General features: G+C 72.9%; 6 protein-coding genes. 4 read left to right on the top strand and 2 right to left on the bottom strand.

The window, feature by feature from the left end; all coding sequences use genetic code 11:
* Window positions 1-165: 165 nt before the first annotated feature.
* Window positions 166-2,952 carry a phosphoenolpyruvate carboxylase gene (gene ppc, locus E1211_RS25865; RefSeq protein WP_132351793.1) on the bottom strand — a complete coding sequence of 929 codons (2,787 nt, stop codon included), beginning with the start codon at window positions 2,950-2,952 and terminating at the stop codon, window positions 166-168.
* A 209-nt stretch (window positions 2,953-3,161) separates the two neighbouring features.
* Here ppc and E1211_RS25860 point away from each other — a divergent pair, with 209 nt between their 5' ends.
* A complete protein-coding gene (locus E1211_RS25860) occupies window positions 3,162-4,202 on the top strand; it encodes a S66 peptidase family protein (RefSeq protein WP_132351791.1) in 1,041 nt (346 codons plus the stop codon).
* Between the two features lie 112 nt (window positions 4,203-4,314).
* Here E1211_RS25860 and E1211_RS25855 read toward each other — a convergent pair whose 3' ends face one another.
* The gene (locus E1211_RS25855) at window positions 4,315-5,226 is read right to left on the bottom strand and encodes a cyclase family protein (RefSeq protein ID WP_132351789.1); all 912 of its coding nucleotides are present in this window, start codon (window positions 5,224-5,226) and stop codon (window positions 4,315-4,317) included.
* A 334-nt stretch (window positions 5,227-5,560) separates the two neighbouring features.
* On the opposite strand from E1211_RS25855, the gene mfd reads away from it, so the two are divergent.
* The 3 genes from mfd (at window position 5,561) to E1211_RS25840 (ending at window position 11,167) form a co-directional block, all read left to right on the top strand.
* Window positions 5,561-9,202: a transcription-repair coupling factor gene (gene mfd, locus E1211_RS25850; protein ID WP_132351787.1), complete on the top strand. Its 3,642-nt coding sequence runs from the start codon at window positions 5,561-5,563 to the stop codon at window positions 9,200-9,202.
* A 139-nt stretch (window positions 9,203-9,341) separates the two neighbouring features.
* A complete protein-coding gene (locus E1211_RS25845; RefSeq protein ID WP_132351785.1) occupies window positions 9,342-10,160 on the top strand; it encodes a hypothetical protein in 819 nt (272 codons plus the stop codon).
* 2 nt (window positions 10,161-10,162) lie between these two features.
* Window positions 10,163-11,167, top strand: a complete 1,005-nt coding sequence (locus E1211_RS25840; protein WP_132351783.1) for a nucleoside triphosphate pyrophosphohydrolase — start codon at window positions 10,163-10,165, stop codon at window positions 11,165-11,167.
* Window positions 11,168-11,230 lie beyond the last annotated feature (63 nt).

Raw genomic sequence — 11,230 nt, 5'->3', positions numbered from 1 at the left:
GGCGGGGACTTCGGGGGCGGCGGCGACTGAACCCGGCCCACGCAAGGGCGCCGCATCCGACCGGCCCGAGAGAGCCTGATACCGCTGAGGTGACCCAGCGGTATCAGGCTCTCGGTGGTTCATGGGCTCGAAGCTGATCCGGCCCGGGCATGCCCCGCCGGGCGGTCAGCCCGTGTTGCGCATCCCGGCCGCGATGCCGTTGACGGTGGTGAGCAGCGCCCGCTCCAGAGCCGTACCGTCGCTGGGCGCGCGGCGACCGCCCGGCGCGGTGGCCACCGCCCGGCCGGCCGCGCCCGAGTCGCGGTACTGACGCAGCAGCGCCACCTGGAGGTGGTGCAGCGGCTCCAGGTAGGTGTCCCGTACCGCGAGGGTGCGCTGGAGCACCGGGGAGCTGTCGAGCAGCGCGGGAGAGCCGGTCACGGCCAGCACCTCACGCCGGGTCAGCTCGTACTCCTGCTCGATCTTGTCGAAGATCGGGTGGAGCTGTTCCGGCACGAGCGTCTCGACGTAGCGCCGGGCGATGCCGAGGTCGGTCTTGGTCAGCATCATCTCCACGTTCGACAGGAACGTCCCGAAGAAGTGCCAGTTGCGGTGCATCTCGGCCAGTACGTCGGCGAGCCCCGCCTCACGGGCCGCGGCCAGCCCGGAGCCGACACCGAACCAGCCCGGGACGATCTGCCGGGTCTGCGTCCAGCCGAACACCCAGGGGATGGCGCGCAGGCCGGACAGGCCCGCTCCCGTGTTCGGCCGTTTCGCCGGGCGGGAGCCGATGTTGAGCGCGCCGAGCAGTTCGGTCGGCGTGGACGCCCAGAAGTACGCGGGCAGGTCCGGGTCCTCCACCAGTGACCGGTAGGACCGGTATGCCGACGCCGAGACCACGTCCATGGCGGCGTCCCACCGCTCCAGCATCTCGGCGGGCTGCCGGGGCGCGGTGTGCAGCAGGGTGGCCTGGAGCACCGCGGCCAGGGTCAGCTCCAGGTTCTCCCGGGCCAGTGACGGCAGGGTGTACTTGTCGGAGATGACCTCGCCCTGCTCGGTCACCTTGATCGCGCCGTCGAGGGTGCCGTACGGCTGGGCCAGGATCGCCTCGTGCGTCGGCCCGCCGCCGCGCCCCACGGTGCCGCCGCGGCCGTGGAAGAGGCGCAGGTGGACCCCGTGCCGGGCGGCCACGTCGCGCAGCGCCCGCTGCGCCCGGTGGATCGACCACTGGCTGGTGGTGATGCCCGCCTCCTTGTTGGAGTCGGAGTAGCCGAGCATGACCTCCTGCACGTCGCCCCGCGCCGCGACCAGCGCCCGGTACGCCGGCAGGGAGAGCAGTTCGTCGAGGAGTTCGCCGCCGGCGTTGAGCTCCGCCGGGGTCTCCAGCAGCGGCACGAAGCCGACCCGGGCCCGGCCGCTGTGCACGTCCACCAGGCCCGCCTCGCGAGCGAGCACCACCGCGGCGAGCACGTCGTCCACGCCCAGGGTCATCGAGATGATGTACGACTCGATGACCTCGTCGCCGAACCGGTCCTGCGCCTCGCGGACCGTGCTGAAGACGTCGAAGGTCTTGCGGGCCGCCTCGGTGAGCGGGGTGTCCAGGGTGGAGAGCGGCCGGCGGCCGGCCAGCTCGTCGGCGAGGAGCTTGGTCCGCTCCAGCCGGCTGAGCGCCGGATAGTCCGAGACCTCGCCGACGGCGGCGTAGAGCTGCGCCAGCACCGCGTGGTGGGCCTCGGCGTGCTCCCGGACGTCCATCGTCGCCAGGTGCAGGCCGAACGCGGAGACGGTCCGGATCGTCGAGGCGAGCCGTCCCACGGCGGTGAGCTGGCCGGAGTTGCGGGCCAGCGAGGCGCGCAGCAACTCCAGGTCGGCGATCAGCTCGCCCGAGCCCCGGTAGTCGCGGCCGGGCACGTGCGGGGTGCCCTGCCGAAGCCGCTCGCGGGTGTTGGCCAGCTTGGCCTTCACGCAGCGCGCCTTGAGCCGGTACGGCTCCTCGGCGTTGACCCGGCGGAACCGGGGCGCCACCTCGGGCAGCGCGTCCAGGTCGGCGGCGAGGCTGGCGGAGAGGTCCAGCGACACCCCGCGCAGCCGCCGGGAGACGGAGACCTCGTTGATCAGGTCCTCCATCGCCGCTTCGGTGGCCTGGATGCCGTGCTCGTGCTGGATCCGCAGCACCTCGCGGGTGACGGTCGGGGTGACGAACGGGTTGCCGTCCCGGTCGCCGCCGATCCAGGTGCCGAAGCTCAGCGGCCGGGCGGTCGGCGAGGTCTCCACGCCGAGTGCGCGCAGCGTCTCGGCGAGGTCGTCGAGGACCTGCGGGGCGGCCTCGGCGTAGAGGTCCCGCAGGTAGTAGATGGCGTTGCGGGCCTCGTCGGTCGGGTCCGGCCGGTCCAGCCGCAGCTCGTCGGTCTGCCACATGAGGTCGAGCAGTTCGGCCAGCCGCCGGTTCGCCGGGCCCTCGTCGCTCGCCCCGTAGAGGATCGCGTTGGCGGTCTCGGCGTCCAGTTCGTCGGCGATCGCGCGCAGCTTCGACAGGATCGACCGGCGGGCCGCCTCGGTGGGGTGCGCGGTGAAGACCGGCCGGACGGCGAGCCGGCGGGCCACGGCGGCGACCTCCTCGGCCGGTACCCCGCGCTCGGCGATCATCTTGGCCGCCTGGTCCAGCCAGCCGCCGTGGGTGGCCCGGCGACGGCGCAGGTCACGGGCCCGGTGCACCTGCTCGGTGATGTTGGCGAGGTGGAAGTAGGTGGAGAAGGCGCGGGCCAGCTTGGTGCCGGTGGTCACGTCGAGGGTGGCGAGCCGTTGCGCGGCGCTCGGGGCCTCGGAGCGGACCAGCGCGCGGATCTCCTCGACGAGGTCGAGAAGCGGGCGACCCTCCTGGCGGGCGAGGGTCTGGCCGAGCAGGGTGCCGAGGCGGCGGATGTCGGCTCGCAGGGCGGCGTCGGGGCCGTCGTGGTCGTGCTGGTCGGTCACGGGGCGCTCCTTACGTGGCGTACGAAGGACAGCGCTGTCCGACTTACTGGATCGTATCCGCGTGGACGTGGATGTAAGGAGGGGACCCTCGCTATCGCTTTTTTCATAGCCGGGGGCTCTTGCCATCGCCTCGGGGCGAATCGTAGGTGGGGCCGGGGCCCATCCCCCGGATGGGGAAAACGGATTGTCGTGCCGATTAGCGTTCGATCATGCCGCCGTTGCGATATCCGCCGAAGCCGAAGCCGGGCGACCGCGTCGCCGTCGTCTCGCCCTCCGCCGGGCTCCCGGCGCTCTTCCCGCACGTGTACGAGCTGGGGCTGCGACGCCTGCGGGAGGAGTTCGACCTGGAGCCCGTCGAGTACCCGACCACCCGGGTGATGGGCGCCGATCCTCGGGACCGGGCCCGGGACCTGACCGCCGCCTTCGCCGACCCGTCGATCACCGCCGTGCTGGCGACCGTCGGCGGCGACGACCTGATCACCGTCACCCCGTACCTGGACGACGAGGTGCTGCGGACCAACCCGAAGCCGTACTTCGGGTACTCCGACAACACCAACCTCCTCAACCACCTCCACCGGCTCGGGGTGGTCGCGTACCACGGCGGGTCCGTGCTGGTGCACCTCGGCCGCTCCGGCGCGCCGCACCCGCTGACCTTGGACTCGCTGCGCGCCGCCCTCTTCACCTCCGGCTGGTACGAGCTGACGCCGGCGACGGAGTGGGGCGACGAGCCGCGCGACTGGCGCGACCCGGCGCTCCTGACCGAGGAGCCGGTGATGTTCGCCGGCGAGGGGTGGCGCTGGCAGGGGCCGGCGAGGGTGGTGCAGGGGCCGACCTGGGGCGGGAACCTGGAGATCCTGCACTGGCTGATGGCGGTCGACAGGGTCCCGTCGGCCGCCGAACTGGCCGGATCGGTGCTGATTCTCGAGACGTCCGAGGAGTTGCCGCCGGACACCGAGGTCTTCCGGATCGTGCGCAACCTGGGCGAGCGGGGACTGCTCGCCGCCTTCCCGGCGATCGTGGTGGGCCGGCCGAAGGCGTGGGAGTTCGACAAGCCGCACACGCTGGAGCAGCGGATCGCCTGGGGCGCGGCGCAGCGGGCGGCGGTCACGAGGGCGTTGGCCGCGTACCACCCGGACGCGGTGGTGGTCTTCGACGTCGACCTCGGCCACACCGACCCGCAGTTGATCATCCCGTACGGCGGCGAGATGCGGATCGACGCGGCCGAACGCCGGATCAGCGTGCGCTACTGAGCCCACGGCCGAGCTCCCGGCGCCCACCGGCCGGCTCCGCGCGATCTCTCCGAGGGCGCCGCCTCCCGCCTCGACCGGGGCAGCGGCATCCGGGACGTTGTCGCGGCGTGCGTCAGGCGCCGATCACCGCGAACGCGCGGACCGGGAAGGTGCCCATCCCGGCGATCCGGGGCGGGGCGGCGGTGAACCGGAAACCCTCCGGCGGCAGCGCGTCGATGCCGGTCAGGTGCTCCACGATCGGGATGCCGGCGGACAGCAGGGTGGTGTGCGCCGGGCGCTCGCCGTTCGCCGCCGGGCTCATGTCGTCGATGTTGACCGAGTCGATGCCGACCAGCGCGGCGCCCGACTCGGCGAGCGCCTGTGCGGCGTCAGCGGTCAGGTGGGGCGCCTCGGGCGCGCCGTACCCCGGGGTGCCGAAGCGCGCGTCCCACCCGGTGTGCAGCAGCACCGCCTTGCCGGCCACGTCGTACGGCGCGATCACCAGGCGGTCCAGCGCACGGGTGCCGGACGGCACCCGGACCACGATCCCGGGCAGGTCGGCGAGGCGGTCCAGCGGCACCCCGGTCAGGTCTACCCCGTCGGCGAAGCGGTGCGCCGGGGTGTCCAGGTACGTGCCGGTGTTGGCGATCATGTCGATCCGCCCGACCTGGAACTCGGTGCCCGGGGCGTAGTTCGCCCGGGACGCCTCCCGGGTCAGCCACTCGCTCAGCCGCGGCGCCGGCCAACCGGGCAGGGTGACCATCCCGTCGTGGATCACGTGACTCAGCTCGACGAGCCGGCGGTCGCCGGGCGCTTGGCCGGCCACGCCCCGGCCGCCCTTGTGCGGCTCCTGGATGATCGTCGCGTTGCTGATCCGTACCTCGGCCACCATCAGCAGGCCGAGATGCCGGACCAGGAGCGCAGCCAGGTCCGCGTCGCTGATCTCCCGCCCGGGGATGTCCAGCCGGAACCCCTCCGTACGCAGCCCGCCGCCGTTGGCGAAGCTCACCTCCGCGTCGAACTGTGCCCGCCACTGCTCGCTCATCCCGAAACCCGACCACGGCGCCGCGCGCCCGGTCAAGATCCCGAAGATCTTGCAACTCCGGGGAGGCCGCAACTCCGGGGAAGTTGCGGCCTCCGCCGGCCCGGAGGCCACTACTTCGGGGAAGTTGTGCGGATCTTGATGGATCGACCCCGGGGTGCCCCGTCGGCCGACGGGGTCGCGGACGGGCGGGCAGGTGACGGGCGGGGCGGAACGGGGCCGGTGTCGGTCGGCGGAGATAGGCTGGTGGGCGCACCCCCCGTCCGGCTGGACGCGGGGTCTCTGTCGTGTGCTCCGAGCGCACCACGCGCGTCGACTCCTCTGGAAGTGATCGCAGATGCTCACCGGACTCTTCACCGCCGCCCTGGCCGACCCCGGGCTGGCCCGGGCGCGTGACCTGGCGCGCTCCGGTGCCGCGCAGGTCGACGGGCTCGACATCACCGCCCCGCCGGCGCTGCGTCCGTTCGCGGTGGCCGCCGTGGCGGCCGACGCGGGCCAGGAGGGGACCGGCGGCGCCGGCCGGTCGGTCCTCGCGGTCACCGCGACCACCCGGGAGGCCGACGACCTGGCCGCCGCGCTGGGCAGCCTGCTCCCGCCGGAGCAGGTCGCGGTCTTTCCGTCCTGGGAGACGCTGCCCCACGAGCGGCTCTCGCCCCGCTCCGACACCGTCGGCCGGCGGCTCGCCGTACTGCGCCGGCTGGCGCACCCGGATGCGGCCGACGCGCACGGTCGCACCGGCCCGCTGCGGGTCGTGGTCGCCCCCGTGCGCTCGTTGCTGCAACCTCAGCTCAAGGGGCTCGGCGACCTCGAACCGGTACAGCTGGCTCCCGGCGCCGAGGCGGACCTGGAGGAGGTCGCCCGCCGGCTCACCGACATGGCGTACGCCCGGGTCGACCTGGTCACCAAGCGCGGCGAGTACGCGGTGCGCGGCGGCATCCTCGACGTCTTCCCGCCCACCGACGAGCACCCGTCCCGCGTCGAGTTCTGGGGCGACGAGGTGGAGGAGATCCGCACCTTCGCCGTCGCCGACCAGCGGACCATCGAGCAGGTGACCCAGCTCTGGGCGCCGCCGTGCCGGGAGTTGCTGCTCACCCCGCAGGTGCGCGAGCGGGCCGCGGCGCTCGCCGAGCGGCACCCGGAGCTCGCGGAGATCCTCGACAAGCTCGCCGAGGGCATCCCGGTCGAGGGGATGGAGTCGCTGGTCCCGGCGCTGCTCGGCAACGAGAGCCTGGAGTTGCTCCTGGACGTGATGCCGGCCGGCACCCACGTGCTGCTCTGCGACCCGGAGCGGATCCGCACCCGGGCGCACGACCTGGTGCGTACCTCGGAGGAGTTCCTCCAGGCCAGCTGGGCCGCGGCGGCCGTCGGCGGTCAGGCGCCGGTCGACCTCGGCGCGGCCGCCTTCCGCAGCCTCGCCGAGGTGCGCGCGGCCGCCGGCAAGCTGGGCCAGGCGTGGTGGACGCTCTCCCCGTTCGGTCTCGCCGAGCCGGGGGCCGCGCCGGAGCGGCAGCCCTGGGAGGACGCGCCGGACGAGGTCAGCGTGACCCCCGACGACGCGATCGCGGTGACGCTGGCCGCGCAGCCGGCGCCGCTCTACCACGGTGAGACCGCACGGGTGGTCGACGACCTGAAGCGCTGGGCCGGCGAGGGCTGGTCGATCGCGCTGGTCTTCGAGGGGCATGGTCCCGCCACGCGCGCCGTCGAGGTGCTTCGCGACGCCGGGCTGGGCGCCCGGCTCACCGAGCAGGTGCCGGCCGCGCCGGTCGCCGGCGAGCTCCTGGTCACCTGCGGCTCGCTCAACGCCGGCTTCGTCGACGAAGCGTCGAAGTTCGTGCTGCTGACCGGCAACGACCTCACCGGCGGTCGGGGCACGTCGACCCGGGACATGCGCAAGATGCCGAGCCGGCGGCGCAACACCATCGACCCGCTGGAGCTGAAGGCCGGCGACTACGTGGTGCACGAGCAGCACGGCATCGGCCGCTACGTCGAGCTGGTGCAGCGCACCGTCAACGGGGCCTCGCGGGAATACCTGGTCATCGAGTACGCCCCGAGCAAGCGTGGCCAGCCCGGCGACCGGCTCTTCGTCCCGACCGACCAGCTCGACCAGCTCAGCCGGTACGTGGGGGGCGAGCAGCCCACGCTGCACAAGATGGGCGGCTCGGACTGGCAGAAGTCCAAGGCCCGGGCCCGTAAGGCGGTCCGGGAGATCGCCGCCCAGCTGATCCAGCTCTACGCCGCCCGGAAGGCGTCCAAGGGGCACGCGTTCGGCCCGGACACGCCGTGGCAGCGGGAGCTGGAGGACGCGTTCCCGTGGCAGGAGACGCCGGACCAGCTCGCCGCGATCGAGGAGGTCAAGCGGGACATGGAGCAGACGGTCCCGATGGACCGGCTGATCTGCGGCGACGTCGGCTACGGCAAGACCGAGATCGCGGTACGGGCGGCGTTCAAGGCGGTGCAGGACGGCAAGCAGGTCGCGGTGCTGGTGCCGACCACGCTGCTCGTGCAGCAGCACTACAACACGTTCGCCGAGCGGATGAGCCAGTTCCCGCTGACGATCCGGCAGCTGTCCCGGTTCCAGACGCCGAAGGAGGCGGAGCAGACGCTCGCCATGGCCGCGGACGGGACGGCCGACATCGTCATCGGCACGCACCGGCTGCTCCAGGCGGCGACCCGGTTCAAGTCGCTCGGGCTGGTGATCGTCGACGAGGAGCAGCGCTTCGGCGTCGAGCACAAGGAGCACCTGAAGACGATGCGGGCCTCGGTCGACGTGCTGAGCATGTCGGCCACGCCGATCCCGCGCACGCTGGAGATGGCCATCACCGGCATTCGGGAGATGTCCACCATCGCCACGCCGCCTGAGGAGCGGCACCCGGTGCTCACCGCCGTCGGGGCGTACGACGACCGGCAGGTCGCCGCCGCCGTGCACCGTGAGCTGCTCCGCGACGGGCAGGTCTTCTACCTGCACAACCGGGTCGAGTCGATCGAGCGGGCGGCCCGGCGGATCCGGGAGCTCGTGCCCGAGGCGCGGGTCGCGGTGGCGCACGGGCAGATGAGCGAGGAGGCGCTCGAGAAGGTGATGGTCGGCTTCTGGGAGAAGGAGTTCGACGTCCTGGTCTGCACCACGATCGTCGAGTCCGGCATCGACATCCCGAACGCCAACACCCTGATCGTCGAGCGCGCCGACCTGCTCGGCCTGGCCCAGCTGCACCAGATCCGGGGCCGGGTCGGCCGGGGGCGGGAGCGTGCGTACGCGTACTTCCTCTACCCGCCGGAGAAGCCGCTCACCGAGCACGCGCACGAGCGGCTGGCCACCATCGCCCAGCACACCGAGCTGGGCGCCGGCATGTACGTGGCCATGAAGGACCTGGAGATCCGGGGGGCGGGCAACCTGCTCGGTGGTGAGCAGTCCGGGCACATCGAGGGCGTGGGCTTCGACCTGTACGTGCGGATGGTCGGCGAGGCGGTGCAGGCGTTCAAGGGCGAGGGTCCCGAGGAGGAGACCGACGTCAAGATCGACCTGCCGATCGACGCACACCTGCCGCACGACTACGTGGGGGTGGAGCGGTTGCGGCTGGAGATGTACCGCAAGCTCGCCGAGGCCCGCGACGAGGAGCGGCTGCGCGAGGTGGTCGCCGAGATGACCGACCGGTACGGCGAGCCACCCGTGCAGGTGCAGAACCTGGTCGCGGTGGCCCGGTTCCGGCTGCTGGCCCGCCGGTACGGCCTCACCGACGTCTCGATGCAGGGCAAGCACCTCCGGTTCAGCCCGCTGCCGCTGCCGGACTCCAAGCAGATGCGGCTCAAGCGCTACCACCCGGATTCGGTCTACAAGCAGGCCGCCGACCAGGTCAGCGTGCCGCGGCCGAGTACCCGCCGGGTCGGTGGCGAGCCGCTGCGCGACCAGGCCCTGCTGGAGTGGTGCGCCCAGCTCCTCTCCGACGTCCTCGGCGAGCCGGCGCTGACGACCACCGCCGGCTGACCGTCCTCCCTCCGTCGATCATGAAGTTGTTGCCGCGACACGCCGACACGACGCGCAACAACTTCATGATCGCGGGTGGAGGCGCCGGGCCGGGTGGGGGGCGTCACAGGTGGAGGGTCGGCGTGAGAGAGTGACCTTCATGCGTGCTCGCCGACTCATCGCCGCCGCCAGCGTCGCGGCCCTCGCTGTGCTCTCCCTCGCCGCCTGCGGCCGGTCCGCGCCGGACGCCGCCGCGTACGTCGGTGACATCACCTACCAGCTGGACCGGGTCGACGCGATCCAGGATGAGGGCCAGGCGAAGTTCGCCGAGTCCGTCCGGGCGGCGATCCAGCAGCAGAACGGCCCGTCCGCCTCGCCCGAACCGGAGCAGCTGCGGTGGAACGTCGACCAGCAGGACGTGCTGAACGTGCTGGTGGGTCTGGAGCTGGCCACGCGGCTCACGGCGGAGAAGCAGATCGCGGTGCGGGACCAGATCAGCGCCGAGCAGCTGGGCCAGGACCTGGGCGTGCCCGGCACGGAGTACGCGAAGCTCGCCGCGGACTGGTACAACCACTACCTCGCGCTCCAGGACTCGATGCCGCCGGCCGAGTTGACCGATGAGGAGCGGAGCGAGGTCTACGACAACCTGGTGGAGGCCGGTGTGGCGCCGCCCGGATGGTCCGTCGAGGACCAGCGCACGCAGTTCGCGCAGCCGGACATCGCCCGGCAGGTGGCGGCCGTGGTGGCGCTCAGCAAGGAGTTCCAGGAGGCGGTGGATCGCGAGGACGTGACCCTCAACCCGCGCTACTCCTCGCTGGCGATTCCGGCGCTGCTGCAGGTGCCCGGGGCCGGCACCCGCCAGTACGACCTGCCCTACCTCGACCGGGCCGGCACGGTCACCGACATCTCGACCCCGGAGCCGCTCCCGTCGAGCGAGCCGGCCGACCCGGCCGGAGCGACCGAGCCGGTCCGTAACTGACCATGTCGGCGCGGATCGTCCTGCTGGTCACCTCGCCCCGGCTGCCGGCCGGGCTGCTGACCGCGGCCGCCTGGGACGTCGTACGCTCCGCGCCGGTGCTGACCGGCGCGGAGAGCGAGTCGACCGTGGCGATCCGCGCCGCCGGCGGCCGGGTCACGGTGATCGACGGCCCGGCGACGCAGGCGTTGCTCGACGCGGTCCGCGAGCACGGCACCGCCGTCTGGCTGGCCGGGCCGAGCGGTGACGAGACGCTCGCCCGGGAGCTGGGGCTGCGGCTGGCCCGGGAGCCCGGCCTGGCGGAACTGGAGTTGATGTACGGCTCGTGGGACCCGCCGGGCGCCCGGCTGCTCGACGCGGTGGCCGTGATGGACCGGCTGGCCTCCCCGGGTGGCGATCCGTGGAAGCGGGCGCAGACGCACGAGAGCCTGGCCCGGTTCCTGCTGGAGGAGTCCTACGAGGCGTACGACGCGATCAGCGCCGGCGACACCGACGCCCTCCGTGAGGAGTTGGGCGACGTGCTGCTCCAGGTGGTGCTGCACGCCCGGCTCGCCGAGGAGCTGCCCGAGGGCGAGCGGTGGAACGTGGACGACGTGGCGGGCGGCCTCGTCGACAAGATGATCCGGCGGAACCCGCACGTCTTCGCCGGTGTCGAGGCGGAGACCCTGGAGGAGATCACCGCCAACTGGGACCGGATCAAGCGGGCCGAGAAGCCGAGCGGTTCCGTGCTGGACGGTGTTCCGCTCAGCCAGCCGGCGCTCGCCCTGGCCGCGAAGATCCTGGAGCGTGCCGAGCGGTTCGGGCTGGCCGTGCCGCCGCCGCTCGCGCAGGGACAGGTGGACGCGGAGGCGCAGTTGGGGGCCGGCCTGCTGGCCACGGTCGCCGCCGCCCGGGAGGCCGGTCTCGACCCGGAGGCGGCCCTGCGTCGCGCCGCTCTCGCGTACGCCGACGCCATCCGCGCCACCGAACCCGAACCCCCCACCACCGAACCACCCACCCCGTCAGGTTGATCAAGAGGTTTGCGTCGCGGACGGGCGGCCCCGGTGACGCAGACCTCTTGATCACCGCAGCTT

This window comes from Micromonospora sp. 15K316 (genome assembly GCF_004348525.1).
Lineage (GTDB): Bacteria > Actinomycetota > Actinomycetes > Mycobacteriales > Micromonosporaceae > Micromonospora.
The sequence above is the reverse complement of the archived record's forward strand: the minus strand, read 5'-3'. Positions and strand labels throughout refer to the sequence as shown.

Excerpts from the sequence above, each read along its gene's own strand:
- E1211_RS25855 (WP_132351789.1), bottom strand. The coding sequence starts at position 5,226 with ATGAGCGAGCAGTGGCGGGCACAGTTCGACGCGGAGGTGAGCTTCGCC.
- E1211_RS25840 (WP_132351783.1), top strand. The coding sequence starts at position 10,163 with ATGTCGGCGCGGATCGTCCTGCTGGTCACCTCGCCCCGGCTGCCGGCC.
- mfd (WP_132351787.1), top strand. The coding sequence starts at position 5,561 with ATGCTCACCGGACTCTTCACCGCCGCCCTGGCCGACCCCGGGCTGGCC.
- E1211_RS25860 (WP_132351791.1), top strand. The coding sequence starts at position 3,162 with ATGCCGCCGTTGCGATATCCGCCGAAGCCGAAGCCGGGCGACCGCGTC.
- E1211_RS25845 (WP_132351785.1), top strand. The coding sequence starts at position 9,342 with ATGCGTGCTCGCCGACTCATCGCCGCCGCCAGCGTCGCGGCCCTCGCT.